This window comes from Erwinia psychrophila (genome assembly GCF_039023475.1).
GTDB lineage: Bacteria > Pseudomonadota > Gammaproteobacteria > Enterobacterales > Enterobacteriaceae > Erwinia.
In genome coordinates, this window is record NZ_JBCHVB010000002.1 from 544436 (window position 1) to 568769 (window position 24334).

A 24334-nucleotide genomic window follows, 5' to 3' on the forward strand; every position below is an offset into this window, starting at 1 on the left:
TTAGTTGTCTGTTGCGGTTCCCATCACCCTGGCGGAAATTAAACTAAGAGAGAGCTCTATGAATCCTGAGCGTTCTGAACGCATTGAAATCCCTGTGTTGCCGTTGCGTGACGTAGTGGTTTATCCGCACATGGTAATTCCGTTGTTTGTCGGACGTGAGAAATCGATCCGCTGCCTTGAAGCCGCCATGGATCATGATAAAAAAATCATGTTGGTCGCTCAGAAAGAAGCTTCAACGGATGAGCCTGGTATAAACGATCTCTTCTCTGTAGGGACCGTGGCATCGATCCTGCAAATGCTGAAGCTGCCTGACGGTACGGTTAAAGTGCTGGTGGAAGGGCTACAGCGCGCGCATATCACCACGCTTGCTGATAACGGCGACCATTTCACGGCCCAGGCTGAATATCTGGCTTCACCTGAGATCGACGAGCGCGAGCAGGAAGTGCTGGTGCGTACGGCGATTAACCAGTTTGAAGGTTACATCAAGCTGAACAAAAAAATTCCGCCTGAAGTCCTGACTTCACTGAATAACATTGAAGATGCAGCGCGTCTGGCGGATACGGTCGCCGCGCATATGCCGCTGAAGCTGGCCGACAAGCAGTCCGTGCTTGAAATGTCGGACGTCAACGAGCGTCTTGAATATCTGATGGCGATGATGGAATCGGAAATCGACCTGCTTCAGGTTGAGAAACGCATCCGCAATCGCGTCAAAAAGCAGATGGAAAAAAGCCAGCGCGAGTATTATCTGAATGAACAAATGAAAGCCATTCAGAAAGAACTTGGCGAAATGGATGACGCGCCGGACGAAAATGAAGCGCTGAAGCGTAAAATTGACGCCGCCAAAATGCCGAAAGAGGCACGCGAAAAAACCGAAGCCGAGCTGCAAAAGCTGAAAATGATGTCGCCTATGTCTGCGGAAGCGACCGTTGTCCGTGGCTACATTGACTGGATGGTTCAGGTACCCTGGAATGCGCGCAGCAAAGTCAAAAAAGACCTGGTGAAAGCGCAGGAAACGCTGGATACCGATCACTTCGGGCTGGAACGCGTTAAAGACCGCATTCTGGAATATTTAGCGGTCCAGAGTCGCGTCAGCAAAATCAAAGGGCCGATCCTCTGCCTGGTGGGGCCGCCGGGCGTGGGTAAAACCTCGCTGGGACAGTCCATCGCCAAAGCGACGGGCCGCAAGTATGTCCGTATGGCGCTTGGCGGCGTGCGTGACGAAGCTGAGATTCGCGGTCACCGCCGGACCTATATCGGTTCCATGCCGGGCAAACTGATTCAGAAAATGGCGAAAGTTGGCGTTAAAAACCCGCTTTTCCTGCTGGATGAGATCGACAAGATGTCTTCGGATATGCGTGGCGATCCCGCTTCTGCCCTGCTTGAAGTTCTCGATCCTGAGCAGAACATCGCCTTTAACGATCACTATCTGGAAGTTGACTACGATCTCTCCGACGTGATGTTCGTAGCCACCTCCAACTCCATGAACATCCCAGCTCCGCTGCTGGATCGTATGGAAGTGATCCGCCTGTCCGGTTACACCGAGGATGAGAAACTCAATATCGCCAAACAGCACCTGCTGTCGAAGCAGATTGAGCGTAACGCCCTGAAACCGAGCGAGCTGACGGTTGATGACAGCGCGATTGTTGGCATCATCCGCTATTACACTCGCGAAGCGGGCGTGCGTAGCCTTGAGCGCGAACTCTCCAAGCTGTGCCGTAAAGCGGTTAAAACGCTGCTGATGGATAAGTCGATCAAACACATTGAGATCAATGCGGATAACCTGAAAGACTTCCTCGGCGTACAGCGTTATGACTATGGCCGTGCGGACAGTGAAAACCGCGTGGGCCAGGTGACGGGTCTGGCGTGGACCGAGGTGGGTGGCGACTTACTGACCATCGAAACCGCCTGTGTGCCGGGCAAAGGTAAGCTGACCTATACCGGTTCGCTTGGCGAGGTTATGCAGGAATCCATCCAGGCTGCGCTGACCGTGGTCCGCGCCCGTGCGGAGAAGCTGGGGATTAACGGCGACTTCTACGAGAAGCGTGATATTCACGTCCACGTGCCGGAAGGCGCGACGCCGAAGGATGGCCCGAGCGCAGGTATTGCGATGTGTACCGCACTCGTTTCCTGCCTGACCGGGAATCCGGTACGCGCCGATGTGGCGATGACGGGTGAAATCACGCTGCGCGGTCAGGTTCTGCCTATCGGCGGTCTGAAGGAAAAACTGCTGGCGGCGCACCGTGGCGGCATTAAAACCGTGCTGATCCCTGATGAAAACAAACGCGATCTGGAAGAGATTCCGGATAACGTTATTGCCGATCTGGATATTCATCCGGTGAAGCGTATTGAGGAAGTCCTGACGTTTGCCCTGCAAAATGCGCCTTACGGCATGCAGGTTGCGACCGCTAAATAGTGACATAAGACAAATACGCTGCAAAACCAGAGCTGGCAGGTCAAATGGGACTTGCCAGCTTTTTTTTGTACCGCTACTTTAGAGGGCTGTTTAGCCAGTGACGGCGTTGCCATAAGACTCCCTGTTACTGCCTGACAGGCTTCATGTAGGTGTTCGTAGCCGGTAGGATATCCGGTGCGATAATCAAAAATAAAAGAGGGGATGATTGGGTGAATAAGTCACAGTTGATCGACAAAATTGCTGCGGATGCGGATATTTCAAAAGCAGCGGCAGGGCGCGTCGTGGATGCATTTGTGGGTGCCGTATCAGATACGCTGAAAGCGGGTGATGAAGTGGCGCTGGTTGGCTTCGGGACTTTCTCCGTGCGCGAACGTGCAGAACGCACCGGACGTAACCCACAAACCGGAAAAGAGATCACCATCGCGGCGGGTAAAGTCCCAGGTTTTCGTGCCGGTAAGGCACTTAAAGACGCGGTGAACTGACAGCCGCTGCCTTTACCGGAGCAATTTCTTCGGTAGGGTGAGGATTGTCATAGCATTCTCATGTAACATACGGGCACACTGGAATCACTGGTGTGCCTTTTTTTATGTTTCAATGACAAACGCGAACGGCGGTTGTTAAGGGCGTGGAGCAGCAGGCGGTTTACGCAGCGGCACGTCCCCTGGAATGCGGGACGAGCGCCAGGGGTTTACATTCACACTACAGCGGAGTGTTGTCACACCATGATGGACAATTTACGCGCGGCGTCGAACAATGTCGTGCTCAAAATTATACTGGCTCTGATCATCCTGTCTTTCGTGCTGACCGGCGTAGGCGGCTACCTGATCGGCGGCAATGATGATTACGCAGCGAAAGTTAACGGCCAGGAAATCAGTCGTGCGCAGCTCGAAAACGCATTTTCCAGAGAGCGTTCACGCCAGCAGCAGCAGCTCGGTGAGCAGTTCTCCCAGCTGGCCGGCAATCCTGCCTGGATGCAGCAGATGCGCCAGCAGGCGCTCTCCCAGCTTATTGATGAGACGCTTCTGACCGAGTATGCCAGGGAGCTTGGGCTGGCGATCAGCGATGAGCAGATCAAACAGGCTATTTTCTCGCAGCAGGCATTTCAGACTAATGGCCGCTTCGATAACACCAAATATCTCGGCATTCTCAACAGTAACGGCTTAACGGCAGATGGCTACGCCGAAGCTTTACGTAAGCAGATGACGACTCAGCAGCTGGTCAGCGCCATTATCGGCACGGATTTTATGCTTTCCGGTGAAACTGACGCGCTTTCGGCGCTGATTTCTCAGCAGCGTCTGGTACGCGAAGCGACCATTAACGTTGCTGCGCTGGCGGCTGAACAGTCCGTCAGTGAAGAAGAGATTAAGAACTACTACGAGCAAAACAAGAACAGCTTCATGTCACCTGAGCAGTTCCGCGTCAAATACATCAAGCTCGATGCAACCGCGATGCAGGAAAGCGTTAGCGAAAGCGATATTCAGGCGTGGTACAGCCAGCATAAGCAGGATTACACGCAGCCGCAGCGTACGCGCTTCAGCATCATCCAGACCAAAACCGAAGCTGAAGCACAGTCGGTCCTTGATGAGCTGAAGAAAGGGGAAGCGTTCGCCGCGCTGGCAAAAACGCACTCCATCGATCCTATCTCCGCCCGTAAAGGTGGCGATATGGGCTGGCTGGAGCCGGATACCACACCGGATGAGCTGAAAGGCGCTAACTTGCAGGAGAAAGGGCAGCTTTCGGGCATCATTCCTTCCTCCGTCGGCTTTATTATCGCCCGCGTTGACGACGTTGAGCCGCAGCAGGTGAAACCGCTGGCGACCGTGCATGACGAGATTGCGGCGAAGGTGAAGCAGGAAAAAGCGCTTGATGCATGGTATCAGCTCCAGCAGAAAGTCAGCGATGCCGCCAGCAATGACAATGAGTCACTGGCGGGCGCGGAAGATGTGGCCGGCGTGAAGGCGGTTGAGACCGGCTGGTTCAGCGCGGATTCGCTTCCCGCAGAGCTTAACTTCAAGCCAGTTGAACAGGCTATCTTTAGCGGTGGTCTGGTAGGGGAAAACGGTGCGCCGGGCAGCAACTCTGACATCATTACCGTGGAAGGCGATCGCGCTTTCGTTCTACGCGTCAGCGAGCACAAGCCAGAAGCGGTGAAACCGCTGACAGAGGTAACCGCCGACATTACTGACCGGCTGAAAGCCGACAAAGCGCTGAAAGTAGCGCAGGCCCAGGCCGCGAAGCTGGTTGAAGAGTTGAAGGCAGGTAAGGGAGCAGAGGCGATGAAAGCCGCTAACCTGAGCTTTGGTGAGCAGAAGACGTTGACCCGTAACGATCCTGGCGCGCTGGCCCAGTCGGTCTTCACCTTAACGCCGCCGCAGCAGGAAAAACCTGTCTACAGCGTCAGCGAAGACAGTCAGGGCAACGTGGTGCTTCTGGCGCTCGACAAGGTCAGTGCCGGTACTATGCCTGATGAACAGAAAAAGGCGCTGGTACAGGGCATGACGCAGAATAACGCACAGATTGTCTTTGAAGCGCTGATGAGTAATCTGCGTAAAGAAGGCAAAGTTAAGTACGGTGCTGCGGCACAGGCCCAGTAAGCCCCGCATTTCTACTGCAATCTGATGTAATAAAAAAGGCCGCTTCTGCGGCCTTTTCCATTTCTCTCTTCCGCCGTTTGCGCCTGATGGCAGCCCTGGATAGTCTGATCGTGCTGTCACAAACATGGAGGAAACAGCATGAAAAACAGGATACTTAGCGCGGCTGGTTTAGCGCTCGCGGTCGGATTGATGACGGGCATCTCCGTTCACGCGGAACCCACCGCACTGTCGGGCGAAGCGAAGGCAACCGCCCAGACCGCAGCGGTAACGCAGGAACAGGTCAGTATCAATCAGGCCAGTGCGGAAGAGCTGGCGGCGGCGATGAACGGGGTAGGGCTGAAAAAAGCGGAGGCTATCGTCAGCTACCGCAAGCAATATGGGCCCTTTACGGAGATTACCCAGCTGAAAGAGGTTCCCGGCCTGGGCAATGCTCTGGTGGAGCGCAATCTGACGAGGCTTAAACTGTGATCCTCTTCGCGAGATCCGTCGCGGGAACCTAGTGCTGGCCCGACCAGATGCTACGCTGTGTGAGGTCATACCAGTGGGTATGGCCTTTTTTAACGGAGCGGAATCGGAATGCACACCACTATTAAAGTTCGCGGCTATCATCTCGATGTTTATCAGCATGTTAATAACGCACGCTATCTGGAATTTCTGGAGGAAGCGCGCTGGGCATGGCTGGAGCGGCTTGAGTCCTTTCACTGGCTGACGGAAAACAACCTGGCGTTTGTGGTGGTTAATATCAACATTAACTATCGCCGGCCCGCCCTGATGGGGGACGTGCTGGAAATCAGAAGCCAGCTGATGCAGCTGGGCGGAAAGAGCGGCGTGATCGGGCAACAAGTGACGCTGGCGCCTGAGGGTGAAGCCGTCGCTGATGCCGCCCTGACCTTTGTCTGCATCGACCTGCGCACGCAGAAGGCGCAGCCGATGGAGGGTGAACTGAAAAGACGTATGGAAGAGATGCTCTCAGACTAAGCCAGTCTTGTGCTTCATCTCCTGCATAACCAGACCTGGGTTGGCCTGATATTCATTAAGACCGTTGGCGCGCAGATGACAGGCGGCACATTCTCCACAGCCATCGCCCTTAATGCCGTTATAGCAGGTCAGCGTTTCGCGGCGCACGAGGGAAAGCTGCTGCCAGTAGTCGGCCAGCGCCCAGGTTTCAGCTTTATTCAGCCACATCAGCGGCGTTTCGAAACGAATATTGCGCGCCATGCCGAGCTCAACCGCGTGATTCAGGGCTTTGACAAACTCGTCGCGGCAGTCGGGATAACCGGAAAAGTCAGTTTCACAAACGCCGGTGATGACCGCTTCAGCCTCAACCTGGTAAGCATAGACGGCGGCCAACGTTAAAAACAGAATATTGCGTCCGGGAACAAAGGTGCTGGGCAGACCGCTGGCCTGCGGATCCCAGGCCGGAACCGGAATGCTGTCCCGCGTCAGACTGCTGACCGCCAGTTCGTTAAGCATGGTGACGTCCAGCACTTTATGCGCACGCGCGCCAAGCGATACCGAGAGCGTCCGGGCAACCTCAATTTCCGCGCTATGGCGCTGGCCGTAATCGAAAGTGATGCAGTGCACCTCGTCATACTGCTTCAATGCCTGAATCAGACAAGTTGTTGAGTCCTGACCGCCGCTGAAAACTACCACTGCACGCTTCATACTTTTCACCTTATACATACTGAAGCGGTCTATGGTACTGCCTGCCGGGACAGAAGGGTAGCGTCGCTCAGACAATCGCGACCGGCGGCGGTATCCAGGCGCGGGAGAAATCAAACCAGCCGCGGGCGTTCAGGGCAATTCCTTCCACTCCAGGCGGCGCGCTAATCTGATAGCGGTAGTTAAAAAGAGGCGTAATGACCGCCTGACTCATCAGGCGGTGAAAAACCTGTTGCAGCGCACCGTGCCTGTCGCGCTCGCTGGCACTGCGCTGCAAACGGTCTAACGCTGAGAGCAGATCCGCGCAGGCGACCTCTCCCAGAATCGCTGGCCAGAGCCGGTCAAGCCGGAGCCAGTTCTCCAGCGTAAATTCCGGCGCTTCCCCGATCAGCCGATCGCCCATAATCAGATCGGCTTTCTCCAGCCCTTCACAGGCCTGCCAGGTTTTCCCGGCATGAAAATGCAGGCTGAGCTCGCAGCCTTCTTCAGCCAGCACGCTTCTGAGCCTTTCAGCCATAGCGTGCAGCTCTACCGGCAGGTGGTAATGCAGATGAAGCGTGGCGGGCAGAGCCACCGCCTCGTTACCCCCATAGTCCGGTACCTTCCAGCCGGGCAAGATTTCATGGCTGGGCGCGATCAGGCCTTCCTGCAGCGGCAGGCTGTCAATCATTCCCTGGCTCTGGATCAGTCCCATCAGTTTTTGACGCTGCTGTGGCGTCAGCGCCGCTTTCTGATTGATCGCCATATAGCAAAATCCCAGGCTGAGACGGCGGCTGACCGGGCGTAACTGCGCCAGTTCATCCGGCTGGCCAATGGCAATCTGTACCGGGTGACGGCAGCTGTTGCCCTGGGCTTGATCAAACAGCTGCGGCGTGATCCAGTATTCCACCGCCTGCATCAGCGGATGCGAATCATGGTAGCGTTCATGGTTTTCAATTCTGATCAGCTCGCGGGACCAGGCTGCAATCCGCCAGGGACCCGTTCCCAGCCTTTCCTCGTCGGGATGTGCCAGAAGGCAGGGTACGGTCGCGAGACGATAAGGCAGCCAGCTGTCGGGCGTGTGTAAATCAATGCGCAGACATAATGCCTGAGGCAGCGTCAGGGATTTGACGGCGGCCAGCAGCTTCCGTCCCGTCTGACTGTCGCGTATCTGCTGCAGGCGATGCAGCAGCTGAAGCGAATCGACGCGCTCGCCGTTATGCCAGTAAAGCTGTGGCCGGAGAAAGAAAAACCAGCTTAGCCCCTCCGCGCTGCACTGCCAGTGATGCGCCAGATCGGGAGCGACTTTGTTATCCACAAACCGGGTCAGGCCGGCATAGATTTGTCTGGCGAGGTGCTGTTCAGCGCGTCCCGGCACGTCGGGGAGTTGCAGCGGATCGAGAGGGCGATAATAAGGAATTCGCAGCGTTGGCCGATCGTCCTGCCACTGACCGCCCATAAAGGGTTTCAGCAGCTGGCTCAGCTGCGCGGGTTCAAGGTTAATCAGCTCAAGGACGTGATGGGGCTGGCCGAGCGTAAGCTGCTGTTGCAACAGCTCGCGGCGAATAAGATCGGGCGTTTTCAGAAAGCGCAGCTCGCCACGTCGTCCGCGGCCAGACTGCGCCTGCCAGCTGAGCCAGCCCTGATGCTGCCACTGCCCGAGCAGCGTGCGCATGTGCCGTTCACTACAGAAACAGCGGCTGGCCATCTCCGTCACGCTGGTCAGCTGGCGCTGACCCTGACTGGCGTGCCAGAGGCGCTGAAACTGATTAAGGCGGTTAAGCTGGCGCATAGATAAACCCGGAACAGTTTTTTAAAAGTATTCCCTATTCGTACCGTAATTACCAGGCGATACTCAACCTTCGATGAAAAAAACGCCACTGGAGTCACTATGGCCCGTCTTGCCGCGTTTGATATGGATGGAACGTTACTGATGCCCGATCACAGGCTGGGGGAGACCACCCTTACAGCGCTGCGTTCGGTGGCCGAGCGGGGTGTACTGCTCTCGTTTGCAACGGGACGTCATTTCCTGGAGATGCAGTCACTGATTGCCCAGCTCAAGCTGAGCGCTTATTTAATCAGCGGTAATGGCACCCGTATTCACGACAGGGAAGGTAATCTGCTTTTCGCCTGCGATCTTGCTCCTGAAGTGGCAGAAGAGGTTATTCACGCCCACTGGAAGACGACAGCCAGCATGCACGTTTTTAACGATCGTGGCTGGCTGACTCAGGATGTCGTTCCGGAGATACTCATGGCGCATCAGATGAGTGATTTCAGCTACCAGTTAACCGATCTCCGGCGGCTGCCGGCGCATCAGGTGACCAAAATCTGTTTTATCGATGAAGAGGCAGAACTTTGCGATCTCCAGCGGAAGCTCCGTGAGGCGCTGGGTGATGCCGCGCATCTCTGCTTTTCAGCAAGAAACTGCCTTGAGGTGCTGCCAACCGGCTGTAATAAAGGAACGGCACTCGCCTGGCTCAGCGCGTCTTTAGGTTTTACCCTGGCGGACTGCATGGCGTTTGGCGACGCGATGAACGACCGCGAGATGCTGGAAACGGTCGGGCGGGGATTTATCATGGGAAATGCGATGAACCAGCTGAAAATGCACCTGCCTCACTTACCCATTATCGGACATTGCGAGACACAGGGCGTGTCTCATTATCTTAATCACTGGCTTTCCACCCCCCACCTCGCCTATTCCCCCGAATAAGGAGGCCTGTATCCAGTGTGCCGGGCAGGAAGCCCGGCTTTTTTATGCCAGCATTTTCTGCCAGGCGCTGATATCCCCAATATTTTCCGCCACCCAGCGCGGATTATAATAGCTGTCAAGATAGCGCTCGCCGCTGTCACATAGCAGCGTAACGACCGAGCCGCTGCGTTTTTCCGCCGCCATCTTTCTGGCAACCTGTAAGGCACCCCAGACGTTGGTTCCGGTTGAGGCGCCAGGCTTACGGCCCAGCTGTTTTTCAAGCCAGAGCATAGTTGCGATACTGGCACCATCCGGCACCCGCAGCATCTCATCCACCACGCCTGCAATAAATGAAGGCTCCACGCGCGGCCGGCCAATACCCTCAATATTGCCGCCCCGCGTATTGCGCAGTGATTTGTCGCCCTGATGCCAGTAGTCGTAAAATACGGAATGTTCAGGATCGACCACCAGCAGCTTTGTGGGATACCCCTGGTAACGAAGATAGCGGCCAATAGTGGCTGACGTTCCGCCGGTGCCGGCGCTCATTACTATACTTTCGGGAACGGGACAGGGCTCGCTGCGCATCTGCTGGAAAATACTGTCGGCGATATTGTTGTTACCGCGCCAGTCAGTAGCACGTTCGGCAAAGGTGAACTGATCCATAAAATGTCCGTTCAGTTCCTGCGCCAGCCGTTCCGATTCCGCATACATCTGGCAGGGATCCTCAACAAAATGACAGCGACCGCCGTAGAAGGCGATCTGTTCCACTTTGCGTTTCGCCGTTGATGCGGGCATCACCGCAATAAAAGGCAGGCCAAGCAGCCGGGCGAAATAGGCTTCGGAAACCGCCGTGCTGCCTGAAGAGGCTTCAATAATGGGGGTACCTTCCCGGATCCAGCCATTGCAGAGTCCATAAAGAAACAGCGATCGCGCCAGCCGGTGCTTAAGGCTGCCGCTGGGATGCGTACTCTCATCTTTCAGATAGAGCCAGACACCGGGATAAGCAGGCAGCGGCAGGCGGATCAGATGTGTATCCGCAGAACGCTGAATATCAGCATTAATCTCTTTAATCGCCAGCGAAACCCAACTGTTCGTCATACCTTCTCTCCCCGGATCGTTTGAGACAGGGTACGGCATTAACAGGAAAAAAGGTTTGTTCTCTTTACTGTATAATGGCGACTTAAGAGAAAAATATTCTCCCGGAGAGGGCCATGCCAGATAAAACAGACCTTAAGCTCCTTGCGCTGCTTCAGCAGGACTGTACGCTCTCGCTTCAGGCGCTGGCGGATGCGGTTCACCTGACCACCACACCCTGCTGGAAACGCTTGAAAAAGCTGGAAGATGAAGGCTATATTCGCGGCCGGGTCGCCCTGCTGAATGCGGAAAAACTGGCGCTGCCGCTGACGGCGTTTATGCTGATTAAAACCCAGCAGCACAGCAGCAGCTGGTATCAGCAATTTGTTGCTGTCGTGCAGGCGATGCCGGAGGTAATGGGTTGTTACCGGATGGCGGGAGAGTATGATTACCTGCTGCGTATTCAGGTTTCCGATATGAAAGCCTATGACGCCTTCTATAAACGGTTAGTGAACGCGGTTCCAGGTTTACTGGATGTCACTTCGAGCTTCGCTATGGAAGAGATAAAATACACGACGGCACTGCCCCTCGGCTAATTATGCCGCCGCTCACGCTTATCCAGGACGGTTTCTGTGCGATTGTTTAGTCAACTAAGCTGGTACTTTATTCGCGAATGGCGACGCTATCTTGGCGCCGTTTTTCTGCTGATTATTATCGCTATCCTCCAGCTGCTGCCGCCGAAGATAGTCGGCACCATCATTGATGGTGTCTCCAGACAGCAAATGAGCAACTCGCAGCTGATGATGTGGGTAGGCGTCATGCTGCTGACCGCGATTGTGGTTTACCTGCTGCGCTACGTCTGGCGGGTGCTGCTGTTCGGGGCCTCTTACCAGCTCGCCGTGGAACTCAGGCAGGATTTTTATCGTCAGTTAAGCCGCCAGCATCCGGGATTCTATCTGCGCCACCGGACGGGCGATCTTATCGCCCGGGCGACCAATGATGTTGATCGTGTGGTTTTTGCTGCCGGTGAGGGTGTGCTGACGCTGGTCGATTCGCTGGTGATGGGGCTGGCCGTGCTGGTGGTGATGAGCACCCAGATTAGCTGGCAGCTGACGCTGCTGGCGCTGCTGCCGATGCCGGTGATGGCGCTAGTCATTAAGCGCTACGGCGATCAGCTCCATAACCGCTTCAAGCTTGCCCAGGCAGCTTTCTCTTCACTGAACGATCAGACCCAGGAGAGCCTGACCAGCATTCGTATGATCAAGGCGTTCGGGCTGGAAGATCATCAATCCGGACAGTTTGCCACTATCGCCCGTGAGACGGGGCAGAAAAACCTGCGCGTCGCCAGAGTGGATGCCCGTTTCGATCCCACTATCTATATTGCCATTGGGCTCTCTAATTTGCTGGCGATTGGCGGCGGCAGCTGGTTTGTCTGGCACGGACAGATGACGCTGGGTCAGCTGACCAGTTTTGTGATGTATCTCGGTCTGATGATCTGGCCAATGCTGGCGCTGGCGTGGATGTTTAATATTGTGGAGCGTGGGAGCGCGGCCTGGAGCCGTATTCGTTCCCTGCTGGCGGAGGCTCCGGCGGTGGAAGATGGTACCAGACTGCTACCGCCGGATCGGGGAGCATTGCAGATCGCCATCCGCGAATTCTGTTATCCTGGCGCGCAGCAGCCCTCGCTGAAGCATATCAATGTCAGCCTCAGGCCGGGACAGATGCTGGGTCTTTGCGGTCCGACGGGGGCCGGAAAAAGTACGCTCCTGAGCCTGATTCAGCGCCACTTTGATATCTCGCAGGGAGATATCCGCTATCACGGCATTCCCCTGCCGCAGCTTCGTCTCGACAGCTGGCGCAGCAGGCTGGCGGTGGTCAGCCAGACGCCGTTTTTATTCTCAGATACCATCGCTAACAACATTGCGCTGGGCCGCCCCGCCGCCAGCAAAAGCGACATTGAGCAGGCCGCGAGGCTGGCGAATGTGCATGACGACATTCTGCGGCTGCCGCAGGGTTACGAAACCGAAGTCGGGGAGCGGGGCGTGATGCTTTCCGGCGGGCAGAAGCAGCGTATTTCTATCGCCAGAGCCCTGCTGCTGAATGCGGAGATCCTGATCCTGGATGATGCGCTTTCGGCGGTAGATGGCCGTACAGAGCATCAAATTCTGCATAATCTGCGCCGCTGGGGCGAAGGGAGGACGGTGATCATCAGCGCGCATCGCCTCTCTGCCCTGACCGAAGCCAGTGAAATATTAGTCATGCAGCACGGCGCCGTTGCGCAGCGTGGACAGCACGCAGCGCTGGTCGCGACGTCCGGCTGGTATCAGGATATGTACCGCTATCAGCAGCTTGAGGCCGCGCTTGATGAGGATGATAGTGAAAAAGGAGTGCCTCATGACTAATCTTGCCCACCTCTGGCCGACGCTGAAGCGTCTGCTTGCCTACGGTTCGCCGTGGCGAAAATCCCTCGGGCTGGCCGTGCTGCTGCTCTGGATTGCCGCCGCTGCGGAGGTCACGGGTCCGGTGCTGGTCAGCTATTTCATCGATAATCTGGTGGCAAAACACAATATGCCGCTGGGCATCGTTGCCGGACTGGTGGTCAGTTACTTTCTGCTACAGGTGCTGGCGGCCTCCCTGCATTACTGGCAGGCATTGCTGTTTAACCAGGCGGCGGTGGGCGTGGTGCAGCGTCTGCGCACTGACGTGATGGATGCGGCGCTGCGTCAGCCGCTCAGCGCGTTTGATACCCAGCCCGTCGGGCAGATTATTTCGCGGGTGACTAACGATACCGAAGTCGTGCGCGATCTCTACGTCACCGTCGTTGCGACCGTGCTGCGCAGCGCGGCGCTGGTTGGCGCCATGCTGGTCGCCATGTTCAGCCTTGACTGGCGGATGGCGCTGGTGGCCATTGCTATTTTTCCGGCCGTTATTACGGTGATGCTGATTTACCAGCGCTACAGCACGCCGATTGTACGCCGGGTGCGCGGTTATCTGGCGGATATTAACAACGGCTTTAATGAAGTGATAAACGGCATGAGTGTCATCCAGCAGTTTCGCCAGCAGGCGCGCTTTGGCGAAAGAATGGGGGAGGCGAGCCGCTCACACTATCTGGCGAGAATGGAAACGCTGCGCCTGGATGGTTTTTTGCTCCGGCCGCTGCTCAGCCTGTTTTCTGCGATGATCCTCTGCGGCCTGATGATGCTGTTCGGCTTCTCTCAGGCGGGCAGCATTGAGGTGGGGGTGCTTTATGCTTTCATCAACTATCTTGGCAGGCTGAATGAACCTTTGATAGAGCTGACCACGCAGCAGTCGATGCTTCAGCAGGCTGTGGTGGCGGGTGAACGTATATTTGAACTGATGGATGCGCCACGTCAGCGTTACGGAAGCGATACGCGACCGCTCAGCACCGGACAGGTTGAAATTGAGAACCTGACCTTTGCTTATCGCGATGACCGGCACGTTTTGATCGACATTAACCTGCACATCCCGCCGCGCAGCTTCGTTGCCCTGGTCGGCCATACGGGAAGCGGCAAGAGTACGCTGGCCAATCTGATGATGGGATACTATCCGTTACAGCAGGGAGATATCCGGCTCGATGGGCGTTCGCTCGGCTCCCTCAGCCACGGCGTGCTGCGGCAGGGGGTGGCAATGGTCCAGCAGGATCCGGTGGTGCTGGCCGACACGTTTTTTGCTAACGTCACGTTAGGCCGTGATATCAGCGAAGAGGCGGTCTGGCAGGCGCTGGAGACGGTTCAGCTGGCCGATCTGGCGCGCAGCCTCTGCGAGGGCATTTACACGCGGCTTGGCGAACAGGGGAATAACCTGTCAGTCGGACAGAAGCAGCTTCTGGCGATGGCGCGTGTGCTGGTCGCCTCTCCGCAGATCCTGATCCTTGACGAAGCCACGGCAAATATCGACTCCGGAACCGAACGGGCGATCCAGAAGGCGCTTCAGGCCGTGCGCCAGAAAACCACCCTGATCGTCATTGCCCATCGCCTGTCGACCATTACCGAAGCGGATTCTATTCTGGTGCTGCACCGCGGACGCGCGGTGGAGCAGGGAGACCACCGGCAGCTGCTGGAGAAAAAGGGCCGCTACTGGCAGATGTATCAGCTTCAGCAGGTTGGAGAGGAGCTGGGCGCAGCCGAGCTCGCAGAAAGTTAGCCGCTTCGCTGCACCAGCAGCAGGCACAGCGACCGCTGAATCAGGCTCTCTGCACTTCCTTAAAGCGTAACGCACCTTCGTGGTGCGTTTTTTCAGCGCCCGTCCCTGCCGCATTGGTATTGACGTTTTAAACGTCTGATACGCAATCAGCCCTGGCCTGACTCATCCTCTTAAAATTCCCCTCATTCCTATTTATGGCACAACCTTTGCAGTATTCCCTGCGTGTCGGGCGAACAATCATTTTACTTATCCGGAGGGGATCGTATGAAGCTGGTTACCGTGGTAATCAAACCGTTTAAGCTGGAAGACGTGCGGGAAGCACTCTCCTCTATCGGCATTCAGGGGCTGACCGTGACCGAAGTGAAAGGGTTTGGTCGTCAAAAAGGGCATGCTGAACTGTATCGCGGCGCTGAGTACAGCGTTAACTTTCTGCCAAAAGTAAAAATCGATGTGGCGATTGCCGATGACCAGCTCGATGAGGTGGTGGACGTGATCAGTAAAGCGGCTTATACCGGAAAAATTGGTGACGGTAAGATCTTCGTTGCAGAGCTGCAGCGGGTGATCCGTATTCGTACCGGCGAAACTGACGAAGCAGCACTCTAGCCCTGCGGGGTGAAGAATTGTGATGGGAAGGAATAAAAATGAACAAAAAACTCACTAAATTTGGCCTCGCCAGCCTCGCATTGTCACCCTCGCTCGCGATGGCGGCAGTACCTGCGGTGGCGGACAAAGCTGATAACGCCTTTATGATGATTTGCACCGCGCTGGTGCTGTTTATGACTATACCGGGGATTGCGCTTTTTTACGGCGGCCTGCTTCGCGCCAAAAACGTGCTGTCCATGCTGACTCAGGTTTCCGTCACGTTTGCGATGGTCTGCGTCCTGTGGATGCTCTACGGCTATTCGCTGGCGTTCAGTGAAGGTAACGCCTTTTTTGGCGGTTTCAGCATGGCGATGCTGAAAAATATTGAGCTGACCGCCCTGACCGGCACCTTCTACCAGTATATACACGTCTCTTTCCAGGCCTCTTTTGCCTGTATCACCGTGGGACTGATTGTGGGGGCTATCGCTGAACGCATCCGCTTCTCCGCCGTATTGATTTTTGTCGCAATCTGGCTGACCTTCTCCTATCTGCCCATTGCGCATATGGTCTGGTCTGGTGGTCTGCTGGCGCAGGATGGCGCGCTCGACTTCGCAGGTGGCACCGTGGTGCATATCAATGCTGCCGTAGCGGGCCTAGTCGGCGCCTATCTGGTTGGAAAACGGGCGGGCTTCGGTAAAGAGGCGTTCAAACCGCATAATCTGCCGATGGTATTTATGGGTACGGCCATTCTGTATGTTGGCTGGTTCGGCTTTAACGCGGGCTCGGCAGGCGCGGCTAATGAAATTGCTGCTCTGGCCTTCCTTAACACCGTTATCGCGACGGCGGGTGCAATGCTGAGCTGGATCTTCGGCGAGTGGGCCCTGCGCGGTAAGCCATCGCTGCTGGGCGTCTGCTCTGGCGCGATTGCCGGACTGGTCGCTATTACACCCGCCTGCGGTTATGTCGGCGTCGGCGGGGCGTTGATTATCGGTATTGTTGGCGGACTGGCTGGCCTGTGGGGCGTGACCATCCTGAAAAAATGGCTGAAGGTGGACGATCCTTGTGACGTATTTGGTGTCCACGGCGTCTGCGGCATCGTTGGCTGCCTGCTGACGGGCGTTTTTGCCTCTTCCTCATTGGGCGGCGTTGGCTATGCAGAGGGCGTGACAATGGGCCACCAGGTCTGGATCCAGCTGTTCAGCGTGGGTGTCACCATCGTCTGGACGGGCGTCGTCGCCTTTATCGCTTTCAAAATTGCGGATATGACGGTAGGTCTGCGCGTTCCTGAGGATCAGGAGCGTGAAGGGCTGGATGTTAACAGCCACGGTGAGAACGCGTATAACAGCTAACTAACGCATTGTGCCTCGAAACAGAAAACGGCTCCTGAGGGAGCCGTTTTCGTCGTTTTCAGGAGCGCTGCCTGATGACGCCTTCCTGCACCGTTGATGCGACCAGCGTGCCATCCTGGGTATAAAACTCCCCGCGAACAAAACCCCTGGCGCTGGAGGCGGATGTGCTCTCCACGCTATAAAGCAGCCACTGATTTAAATCGAAAGGGCGGTGGAACCACATCGAGTGATCGATAGTGGCTACCTGTAAACCGGGCTCAAGAAATCCCTTCCCGTGAGGCTGCAACGCCACCGGCAGAAAATTGAAGTCGGAGGCGTAGCCAAGCAGATACTGGTGGATACGCTTATCATCGGGCATCGCGCCGTTCGCCCGAATCCAGACGTGGCGAACGGGTTCATCCACGTGGCCCTTCAGCGGGTTATGAAATTTGACCGGCCGGATTTCAAAGGGCTTTTCTGAAAGAAACTTCTCGCGCGCTTTTTCCGGTATAAAGTGAGCCAGCTTGTGGGCGAGCTCGCTTTCGCTGGGTAACGCGTCAGGGCCGGGGACGTCAGGCATCGCTTTCTGATGCTCATAACCCGTTTCCGGCGCCTGGAAAGAGGCGGTCATATAGAAAATGGGATGCCCGTTCTGGATAGCGCTGACCCGCCTTGCGCTGAAACTCTGCCCGTCCCGCAGCGTCTCCACATCATAGATAATGGCCTTCTGGCTATCGCCCGGACGCAGGAAATAGCTATGGAAAGAGTGGATAAAACGTTCTGCCGGTACGGTTTGCTTAGCGGCATAGAGAGCCTGTCCGACAACCTGACCGCCAAAGACCTGACGCAGCCCCAGATCTTCACTCTGGCCACGAAACAGGCCCTCTTCCAGCTTTTCCAGGTTCAGCAGGTTTAACAGATTTTGTAGTGCCTGACTCATCGCGGCTTCCTCAATGGTTATTCCTTTTCTAGTGTGCGAGATCAGACCAGTTAGCGCAACGGGGCAGTGTGCTATTCCGTGAAGGAAAACCCGCTTGCGCAGCTTTCAGGAAAAAAACGGCAACCTGTGCCAATATTAAAAATAACGGGACAGGAAATTTCTTTCTCCTCCGCTAACAGCAAAATATTCTATCCGCATTGATCATAAGGAGAATAAATCAATGAAAGTCTGGCCAATGGTAACAGGTGCGGCTCTGGCAGTTGCACTCGCAGGATGTGCTGATAAAAGCGCTGATGTGTCAACGCCCACGCTGGGGTCAAAGGTAATGGGGCAGCAAAGCGAGCTGCGGCAGCCTAACGTCAGCGGCTCGATCTATATCCGTCAGCGCGTTGCGCTGCCGCCGGATGCGGTACTGACGGTCACCTTGTCTGATGCCTCCGTGGCGGATACGCCCTCTAAGGTACTCTCCCAGCGTGTCGTACACACGAATGGCAAGCAGGCGCCGTTTAAATTTATTCTTCCCTATAACCCGGCTGACATTCAGCCCAATGCGCGTATTCTGCTGAGCGCAGCCATCACGGTAGACGGTAAAATGATGTTTATCACCGAGTCCGTTAAAACAGTGATCAACAACGGCGGTAATAAAGAAGAGCTGTTGCTGGTGCCGGTGCCGTCAATGGCTATGCCAACGCAAAGCGGCGCGGCGACCACGGTGCCTTCCACCTCGCCGACCCACGTGACGCCTTCAGGCTCTGTCCCTGCGCCAACCTCCCTGTAATACAGCTGCCCCGAAAGGGGCGGCTTAACCCTGCCAGCGATACTCACTGAGCGCTATTTTCCCTTCAGGGCTGACCCTGACGCCTTCATTTATCAGTGCATACCGCTGGCGATCCAAATCGTCGCCGGTCAGGGATATCTCTCCCAGCCGGTTAATCACGCGATGCCAGGGTAGCGCACTGCCCGCAGGTAGCCGCTTCAGCACGCCTCCCACCTGACGGGCGGCCCGCGGCGAACCGGCAAGACGCGCAACGTCGCCATAAGTTGTGACTTTCCCAAAGGGGATCGCCGCTACTATCTGCCAGATACGCTGTTGAAAAGTGTCGTGATTCTGCATTTCTTCTCCTTTCATAAGGTGAAATGTAAGCGAAAAAAGCAAAATGCAGAAGAGATTGCACAAGAAAACAACGGTCGCCAGCGGACAGGTTGCAATTATCCGGGGGTTCATTGATAATGCCCTCGCTCCATAACATGGCGCTTATCAATGGGGGCCCGGTTGGTTCTCCCGCAATGCTAACTTGTGAACTCGGTCAGATCCGGAAGGAAGCAGCCGCAGCAGGTGACGCGTGTGCCGGGATGTAGCTGGCAGGGCCCCCACCCAATTCTGCTTTTGAATCATTTTTTTGCCTTCCCCCAGCATTCATCATAGCCATAAAAATCTTGTCTTAACCGGCACACAGCCTGTGATTTAACCTTTCCCCATGCCGTTACCTGACACCGCTTTGATTAGGTTGATACTTGTCTGCGCTGTCCCGCTTGCCAGGCCTTCATGCGAAGGGTTGTATTTATATCGCTGCTTCCGCCTGCTTTTTTCCATCTCGCGTTACTGTCCTGAATGATGAACTCGTTTTTCCTTCATCAAAACAATTCAGCCACGAGGGATTTTTACGTCCGGCGCATGAGATTAGAAGAAGAGGAGGATAACTTTCAGGGGTGAAATCAGGCTGCGGTTCAGGGGTACTGCACTTTGATAAGAGAATTAAATCTGGGTTCTGTTCAGCAATTCTGCAAGGGACTACCAGACTTACAAGAATGATCTCCTTACATTTCAGATAAGCCGCTTTAAAAGCACTCTTTACAAGCAGGAATACCTGACCGGCTGAGTACCCTCAAATGGTGTGATAAAGGCTTTCAGGCCAGATCAGTATGGATTTTAAGATGCTGATCAAGTCACCTGGACTGGGGAGAGTTGGGGAATATAAGTTCAGATTTCTGCGAAGTAAGGAGTCTCATTTGAATAGCGAGTTTAATCCTTTCCATTCACAGAAGATATCAGGGGTAATACCGCCTTCTCTGACGTTTGTCAGAGCAAATGAAATGTTCGCTGCTGCGTCGGCAGAGATAAACACCCGTTATCTCATTTGACTGCTTTTAGGATGACATCGTTACACGGCGGCACGGCTGACTTAAAAAGGTGCCTTTAACCAGGACAGCCAACTACGTTGACTGGATTCGATCCATTTTCCCTGTTAAAGAATCCCTTAACACCTGTTTAGCGGGTTCGCCTTATCGCACAAATTTCCATACGGCGACCGGGACTTTATCGTAAAGCTTATTCATCGTCAGTTCCGCCAGTCGGTGATCGGCCGCCGAATAAAATACAGCCAGCTCATTATCAGATAATTCGTATTTATTCTTTTCGATAACGCGTTCAAGTGTATCGATGGAACGACATCTTCTCAGGCGCATCAGATAATCAGTTTTGGTCAGGTTTTTATCTGTCATTGTTAAACCGTAGAAATAATAAAGGGTTGCTAAAAAGAATGGCTCGCAGGGGCTTTTGCCAGAGCACACTCCTCTGCGAAAAGGTTAAAAAGCCGTTTCGCTGATTTTTGCCAACGCTGCATATCCTGCACGTTAATACCGTAATTACTGAAAAGCATAAACGTATCGTCAAGGTATTCATCGATCTGACTAATCAGATCGGCATCTTCAATATGTTTGATTTTGTAATTCATCGTGAAGGCAGCAATATGTTCAATCAGGTCATTAAGCTGTAAATTCATGGTAGAAGTGGGATCGTTAACCCAGCCATGGTGACTGTCACCTAACGTCGCCATGCTCTCATCAAAGAGATTTTCACACAGAAATTTCAACTGGGCAATATCATGCCTTTTTGGTGAGTATTCGTCCATCTTTTTCCCCTCCGTAGCGAGTGAAAGATGCCGATAGCAAGGGCTTTCAGCGGGTGGTGTGCCAGGGAGTGATAATGAAACCTAACGATAAAGCCATTAAATAAATATAACGTATTAGTGAACAGACTGTGGGGCTATTACCTAAAATTACAATTCGTCTGCGGTGCTCGGGCGTGCTGTTTCTACAATATCAAAAACAAAGGCGTCAGGACGAAGATAAAAATTAACCGTATCTATTGTCTTTTCATCAGTGTCTAAATCCAGACAGCCATTAAACACGTTCCAGCGAAAACTGTAGGTCATTTTATAACGCGATTCTTCACGCGGTTCTATAGAAATAATTTTAATGCTTTCGGGAACATATTGCGCATTGGGCGAATACCATGACAGAGACGCCGTCAATTGATCTGCTATTTTGGGAATAATCTGCTGAATGCTTTGCATCAGGTAAGCAATGGTTACTTCATTATCCCCTGTCGCCCAGTTAACCGTATTGTTCATTTTTTATCCATAGTGATGAAGAAGGCTTATAAAGATAATTGTTCGCAATGGAGAAATAATCAAGGTGGTCGCTATGTTGTTTTTCTATCCTGATGATTTGGATGTTAATTATTATCGGTGTTAATCACGGCAACCTTGACGCATGTGTACGATAAGGTGAAGGAAATTTATATAACCTACTGAATGAATACGAATCCCATGGTTAATAATTAGATACACTTTGTGTTACCGGCCTTCCCGTAGAAAGCGTACTATAATTGTTATGTTATAACATTATACTGGTGCGCGTAGTCATGCTGTCCTCTTCATCATTTGTGCGTTACGGCACGCTTTTAACCCACCCGGCGCGACTGAGAGTGGGCTTTGCAGCGTTACTTATCAGCTTTTTATTCTTTATGACCCAGTGGGCAATCTCATCATGATCGCATTAAACCACCTTTCCGTAGGTTATCAGGGCAGGGCGGTCACGCCCTGCCTTAACGGGGTATTCCAGCGTGGCTCGATGACCGCGCTGATTGGTGCAAATGGTTCAGGAAAATCCACGCTGCTGAAAACAGTGGCGGGTCTGATGCATCCGGTCAGTGGTTCGCTGAGTTTTTCAACGCAGCGGGCCAGTATGGCCTGGTTACCACAACAGTCTGAAATTGAAAAAACATTCCCCGTCAGCGTCGTCGATTTAGTCGCGATGGGATGCTGGCAAAAATGCGGTTGGTTTGGTGGTATCACCCGTCAGATGCGGCAGAGCATTTTGGCTGCGCTGGAGAAGGTCAATATGCTGGCATTTGCATCGGCACAGCCAGGCACGCTTTCGGGCGGCCAGCTTCAGCGGGTCCTTTTTGCAAGGTTGCTGGTTCAGGAGGCTGAACTCCTGCTGCTTGATGAACCTTTTGCGGGCGTTGACAGCCAGACTACGGAATTGCTGCTGGCTCTGCTGGAAGAGCGTCACCGTGCGGGCTGTACCTTAATTGTCGTACTGCACGATATGCCAACAGTAGAGAAATATTTCCCCCAAAAGCTACGACTCAGTGCGACCCATACGGAGTGGTCCGGCGTAGAAAGTGCCGTTACGCAGCTTAATTTCTGCCACAGGCAGAAAGCATAATGATCGCCTTACTGCATCCTTTCATTGAATTTGGCTTTATGCGGCGTGCGCTGGTGGCCTGCGTGGCGCTGTCGCTGAGCGCCACGCCGCTGGGGATATTTCTTCTGTTGCGCAGAATGAGTCTTGTGGGTGATGCGCTCTCCCATGCGGTCCTGCCCGGTGCCGCCATCGGCTATCTTATTTCCGGCCTGTCGCTGGTCGCGATGGGGACGGGAGGCGTCATTGCGGGTCTCTCCGTGGCGCTGTTATCCGGTGCGGTGAGCCGCTACACGCCGCTGCGTGAAGATGCCAGCTTTGCCGGCTTTTATCTGGGCTCACTTGCCCTGGGCGTGACGCTGGTGTCTCTGCGGGGATCCAGCGTCGATCTTCTGCACGTCTTATTTGGCTCACTGCTGGCGGTGGATAACCCGTCCATTCTGCTGGTAAGCAGCATTGCTGCGTTTACGCTGCTGATGCTGGCGCTGATTTATCGTCCTCTGGTCATTGATGCTTTCGATCCCACGTTTTTACGGGCGCAAAGTCGCTGGGCTGCACCGCTGGTTCACGGCATTTTTCTGGTACTGGTCGTCATCAATCTGGTGGCTGGATTCCAGGTACTTGGCACGCTGATGTGTGTGGGGCTGATGATGCTGCCCGCTGCGGCAGCCCGCTTCTGGAGTCCCCGACTGCCGGGCATGATCGGGGCGGCGATGCTGCTCGCGCTGCTCGCCAGCTTTAGCGGTCTGAGCGCCTCGTTTTATCTCTCGCTGCCCGCCGGTCCAGCCGTGGTACTGAGCGCGGCCATTCTGTTTTTTATCTCAATTTTATTCGGGCCGTGCGGCGGAATTTGTCAACCGCGGGGCCTTTTGTCCGTTGGTAAGGAGAGAGTATGAAGAAGTTACCTGTTGCGCTGGCGCTGGCAGCCGTTTTAATCACGCCGGCAGTCATGGCCAAAACCGTGGAAACGGTGGCCAGTTTTTCAGTGCTGGCTGATATCGTGAAGGAAGTAGGAGGCGATCATGTTGAGGTGAAAAGCCTGGTTGGCCCGAATGGCGATCCCCACAGTTTTGAACCCACGCCGCAGGATAGCCAGTCCCTGTCTGAAGCTGACGTGGTGTTTGTCAGCGGGCTTGGGCTGGAAGGCTGGATGGATCGCCTGATTAAAGCTTCAGGTTATAAAGGTCAGGTTATTGTCACCTCGCAGGGAATTGCCACCCGTTCAATGGAAGAGGACGGAGAAACCATTACCGATCCGCACGCGTGGAACAGCATGAAGAACGGTGAGGTTTACGCCACTAACGTTATGAATGCGCTGATTGCAGCCGATCCTGACGATGCCGACTATTTCCGGCAGCACGGCTCGGCCTATATTGCCAGACTGAAAAAGCTCGATGCCTGGGCGCAGAAAAGCTTTGCCGCCATTCCACAGGAGAAGCGCAAAGTGCTGACCAGCCATGACGCTTTCGGCTATTTTGGCCAGCGCTATGGGGTCAGTTTTATGTCGCCGGTCGGGTTTTCAACCGAGTCAGAGGCGAGCGCTGCCGACGTTGCAGGGCTGATCAACCAGCTTAAAGAAACGCATATTCACAGCTATTTTATTGAAAATCAGACCGATCCCCGGCTGATCAAACAGATCGCCTCCGCGGCAGGCGCCAAACCCGGTGGCGAACTTTATCCGGAAGCCCTGACCAAAAAGGGCGGTCCTGCTGACAGCTACGTGGCAGCCTTTACCCATAACGTCAATGTGATGGTCGCTGGTATGAAATAGCAAACTCCTCTGGCTGCCTTTCGGGCGGCCTTTTTTCTTACTGGCAAAAAAAGGGTCATCCTGAGATGACCCTTTTATGACTTAACAGCCAGCTTACCGCTTTTTCTTTTTGCCCTGAACCGCCTTAAAGCGCGGGTTACTTTTGCAGATGACATAAACACGTCCTTTTCGGCGGACGATTTTACAATCTTTATGGCGCTTTTTGGCGGAGGCCAGCGAGCTTAATACCTGCATGACGGCTCCTTACTTATTTTGTGAGAAAAAACGGCCAAAACGCTGGTTAAACCGGTGAGCGCTGCCTTCTTTAGCAAACTCTTTCTGTTTACCGGTGTAATAAGGATGCGACGCTGATGATACGTCCAGCGCGACGTAGGGCAGCGTTTTGCCTTCAAGCTCAACGGTGCGATCCGTTTTGATGGTGGAGCCGGTAATAAAATAGGTATCTGCGCTGGTATCGTGGAATGCCACGCAACGGTATGCCGGATGGATGCCCTGTTTCATAAATCCTCGCTATAAAAGATATGTTATAACATAACAATTACTATACGCCTGAGCTGGATGGATTGCAAACAGGTAAAGCAGGGGACGCTGACAGCAGGCAAAAAAAGAGGCCGCACAAGGCGACCTCTTCAGCTTACTTTCCGCAG

At 54.4% G+C, this 24334-nt stretch carries 25 protein-coding genes and 1 other RNA gene; 16 read left to right on the forward strand and 10 right to left on the reverse strand.

The annotated features are described in order from the left end of the window. The first annotated feature begins 58 nt into the window (after nucleotides 1-58). The 5 genes from lon to AAH446_RS08565 all read left to right on the forward strand — a co-directional run bounded on the left by lon (nucleotide 59) and on the right by AAH446_RS08565 (nucleotide 5985). Nucleotides 59-2413: an endopeptidase La gene (gene lon / locus AAH446_RS08545; RefSeq protein WP_342906281.1), complete on the forward strand. Its 2355-nt coding sequence runs from the start codon at nucleotides 59-61 to the stop codon at nucleotides 2411-2413. Between the two features lie 209 nt (nucleotides 2414-2622). After that, nucleotides 2623-2895 carry a nucleoid-associated protein HU-beta gene (hupB, locus tag AAH446_RS08550; RefSeq protein WP_342906282.1) on the forward strand — a complete coding sequence of 91 codons (273 nt, stop codon included), beginning with the start codon at nucleotides 2623-2625 and terminating at the stop codon, nucleotides 2893-2895. Nucleotides 2896-3135: 240 nt separating this feature from the next. Next, nucleotides 3136-5007 carry a peptidylprolyl isomerase gene (gene ppiD, locus AAH446_RS08555; protein WP_342906283.1) on the forward strand — a complete coding sequence of 624 codons (1872 nt, stop codon included), beginning with the start codon at nucleotides 3136-3138 and terminating at the stop codon, nucleotides 5005-5007. A gap of 138 nt (nucleotides 5008-5145) precedes the next feature. Next, on the forward strand, nucleotides 5146-5475 hold the full coding sequence (locus tag AAH446_RS08560; RefSeq protein ID WP_342906284.1) for a helix-hairpin-helix domain-containing protein: 330 nt from the start codon (nucleotides 5146-5148) through the stop codon (nucleotides 5473-5475). 108 nt (nucleotides 5476-5583) lie between these two features. After that, nucleotides 5584-5985, forward strand: coding sequence for an acyl-CoA thioesterase (locus AAH446_RS08565; RefSeq protein ID WP_342906285.1), 402 nt, complete (start codon nucleotides 5584-5586; stop codon nucleotides 5983-5985). Here AAH446_RS08565 and queC read toward each other — a convergent pair. Both queC and AAH446_RS08575 read right to left on the reverse strand, forming a co-directional pair. Continuing rightward, nucleotides 5977-6672 (reverse strand): 7-cyano-7-deazaguanine synthase QueC, encoded by a 696-nt coding sequence (gene queC / locus AAH446_RS08570; protein WP_342906286.1) that lies wholly within the window; start codon nucleotides 6670-6672, stop codon nucleotides 5977-5979. The two genes, AAH446_RS08565 and queC, sit on opposite strands and share 9 nt — an antisense overlap. A 67-nt stretch (nucleotides 6673-6739) precedes the next feature. Further along, complete coding sequence (locus AAH446_RS08575) at nucleotides 6740-8440, reverse strand: SgrR family transcriptional regulator (RefSeq protein WP_342906287.1); 1701 nt, start codon at nucleotides 8438-8440, stop codon at nucleotides 6740-6742. A gap of 99 nt (nucleotides 8441-8539) precedes the next feature. On the opposite strand from AAH446_RS08575, the gene cof reads away from it, so the two are divergent. Further along, the gene (gene cof / locus AAH446_RS08580; protein ID WP_342906288.1) at nucleotides 8540-9358 is read left to right on the forward strand and encodes an HMP-PP phosphatase; all 819 of its coding nucleotides are present in this window, start codon (nucleotides 8540-8542) and stop codon (nucleotides 9356-9358) included. A 42-nt stretch (nucleotides 9359-9400) separates the two neighbouring features. On the opposite strand, the gene AAH446_RS08585 is transcribed toward cof, so the two are convergent. After that, a complete protein-coding gene (locus tag AAH446_RS08585; RefSeq protein WP_342906289.1) occupies nucleotides 9401-10435 on the reverse strand; it encodes a PLP-dependent cysteine synthase family protein in 1035 nt (344 codons plus the stop codon). A gap of 113 nt (nucleotides 10436-10548) precedes the next feature. On the opposite strand from AAH446_RS08585, the gene AAH446_RS08590 reads away from it, so the two are divergent. From AAH446_RS08590 to amtB, 5 genes are all read left to right on the forward strand, one after another. Next, nucleotides 10549-11007, forward strand: a complete 459-nt coding sequence (locus tag AAH446_RS08590; RefSeq protein WP_342906290.1) for an Lrp/AsnC family transcriptional regulator — start codon at nucleotides 10549-10551, stop codon at nucleotides 11005-11007. A 36-nt stretch (nucleotides 11008-11043) separates the two neighbouring features. Further along, nucleotides 11044-12813: a SmdA family multidrug ABC transporter permease/ATP-binding protein gene (locus AAH446_RS08595; RefSeq protein ID WP_342906291.1), complete on the forward strand. Its 1770-nt coding sequence runs from the start codon at nucleotides 11044-11046 to the stop codon at nucleotides 12811-12813. After that, nucleotides 12806-14575: a SmdB family multidrug efflux ABC transporter permease/ATP-binding protein gene (locus AAH446_RS08600; RefSeq protein WP_342906292.1), complete on the forward strand. Its 1770-nt coding sequence runs from the start codon at nucleotides 12806-12808 to the stop codon at nucleotides 14573-14575. Before AAH446_RS08595 ends, AAH446_RS08600 begins: the two co-directional genes overlap by 8 nt. A 264-nt stretch (nucleotides 14576-14839) precedes the next feature. Continuing rightward, on the forward strand, nucleotides 14840-15178 hold the full coding sequence (glnK, locus tag AAH446_RS08605) for a P-II family nitrogen regulator (protein ID WP_038627577.1): 339 nt from the start codon (nucleotides 14840-14842) through the stop codon (nucleotides 15176-15178). A 38-nt stretch (nucleotides 15179-15216) separates the two neighbouring features. After that, nucleotides 15217-16506, forward strand: a complete 1290-nt coding sequence (amtB, locus tag AAH446_RS08610; protein ID WP_342906293.1) for an ammonium transporter AmtB — start codon at nucleotides 15217-15219, stop codon at nucleotides 16504-16506. A 58-nt stretch (nucleotides 16507-16564) separates the two neighbouring features. Here amtB and tesB read toward each other — a convergent pair whose 3' ends face one another. Beyond that, complete coding sequence (gene tesB / locus AAH446_RS08615) at nucleotides 16565-17425, reverse strand: acyl-CoA thioesterase II (protein ID WP_342906294.1); 861 nt, start codon at nucleotides 17423-17425, stop codon at nucleotides 16565-16567. A 220-nt stretch (nucleotides 17426-17645) separates the two neighbouring features. Here tesB and AAH446_RS08620 point away from each other — a divergent pair, with 220 nt between their 5' ends. Beyond that, the gene (locus tag AAH446_RS08620) at nucleotides 17646-18203 is read left to right on the forward strand and encodes a YbaY family lipoprotein (RefSeq protein WP_342906295.1); all 558 of its coding nucleotides are present in this window, start codon (nucleotides 17646-17648) and stop codon (nucleotides 18201-18203) included. Between the two features lie 24 nt (nucleotides 18204-18227). On the opposite strand, the gene AAH446_RS08625 is transcribed toward AAH446_RS08620, so the two are convergent. Further along, the gene (locus AAH446_RS08625) at nucleotides 18228-18539 is read right to left on the reverse strand and encodes an MGMT family protein (RefSeq protein ID WP_342906296.1); all 312 of its coding nucleotides are present in this window, start codon (nucleotides 18537-18539) and stop codon (nucleotides 18228-18230) included. A gap of 157 nt (nucleotides 18540-18696) precedes the next feature. Between AAH446_RS08625 and ffs the strand changes: the two genes are divergently transcribed. Beyond that, an RNA gene (gene ffs, locus AAH446_RS08630) (signal recognition particle sRNA small type) lies at nucleotides 18697-18793 on the forward strand. A gap of 915 nt (nucleotides 18794-19708) precedes the next feature. Here ffs and AAH446_RS08635 read toward each other — a convergent pair. The 3 genes from AAH446_RS08635 to AAH446_RS08645 all read right to left on the reverse strand — a co-directional run bounded on the left by AAH446_RS08635 (nucleotide 19709) and on the right by AAH446_RS08645 (nucleotide 20838). Beyond that, a complete protein-coding gene (locus AAH446_RS08635) occupies nucleotides 19709-19927 on the reverse strand; it encodes an HHA domain-containing protein (RefSeq protein WP_342906297.1) in 219 nt (72 codons plus the stop codon). Between the two features lie 29 nt (nucleotides 19928-19956). Further along, nucleotides 19957-20337 (reverse strand): Hha toxicity modulator TomB, encoded by a 381-nt coding sequence (gene tomB / locus AAH446_RS08640; RefSeq protein ID WP_342906298.1) that lies wholly within the window; start codon nucleotides 20335-20337, stop codon nucleotides 19957-19959. A gap of 147 nt (nucleotides 20338-20484) precedes the next feature. Further along, the gene (locus tag AAH446_RS08645) at nucleotides 20485-20838 is read right to left on the reverse strand and encodes a hypothetical protein (protein WP_342906299.1); all 354 of its coding nucleotides are present in this window, start codon (nucleotides 20836-20838) and stop codon (nucleotides 20485-20487) included. A 418-nt stretch (nucleotides 20839-21256) separates the two neighbouring features. On the opposite strand from AAH446_RS08645, the gene AAH446_RS08650 reads away from it, so the two are divergent. Genes AAH446_RS08650 through AAH446_RS08660 form a run of 3 tightly spaced genes read left to right on the forward strand, consistent with a single transcriptional unit; the run spans nucleotide 21257 to nucleotide 23687 of the window. Next, nucleotides 21257-21940, forward strand: coding sequence for a metal ABC transporter ATP-binding protein (locus tag AAH446_RS08650; protein WP_342906300.1), 684 nt, complete (start codon nucleotides 21257-21259; stop codon nucleotides 21938-21940). After that, nucleotides 21940-22812 (forward strand): metal ABC transporter permease, encoded by an 873-nt coding sequence (locus AAH446_RS08655; protein ID WP_463322788.1) that lies wholly within the window; start codon nucleotides 21940-21942, stop codon nucleotides 22810-22812. The genes AAH446_RS08650 and AAH446_RS08655 overlap by 1 nt, the downstream gene beginning before the upstream one ends. Further along, nucleotides 22809-23687, forward strand: coding sequence for a metal ABC transporter substrate-binding protein (locus tag AAH446_RS08660; protein WP_342906301.1), 879 nt, complete (start codon nucleotides 22809-22811; stop codon nucleotides 23685-23687). The genes AAH446_RS08655 and AAH446_RS08660 overlap by 4 nt, the downstream gene beginning before the upstream one ends. 93 nt (nucleotides 23688-23780) lie before the next feature. Here the strand turns inward: AAH446_RS08660 and ykgO are convergent, their stop codons facing one another. Both ykgO and AAH446_RS08670 read right to left on the reverse strand, forming a co-directional pair. Then, nucleotides 23781-23921 carry a type B 50S ribosomal protein L36 gene (gene ykgO, locus AAH446_RS08665; RefSeq protein WP_024967291.1) on the reverse strand — a complete coding sequence of 47 codons (141 nt, stop codon included), beginning with the start codon at nucleotides 23919-23921 and terminating at the stop codon, nucleotides 23781-23783. A 9-nt stretch (nucleotides 23922-23930) separates the two neighbouring features. Next, nucleotides 23931-24188, reverse strand: a complete 258-nt coding sequence (locus AAH446_RS08670) for a type B 50S ribosomal protein L31 (protein WP_342906302.1) — start codon at nucleotides 24186-24188, stop codon at nucleotides 23931-23933. Nucleotides 24189-24334 lie beyond the last annotated feature (146 nt).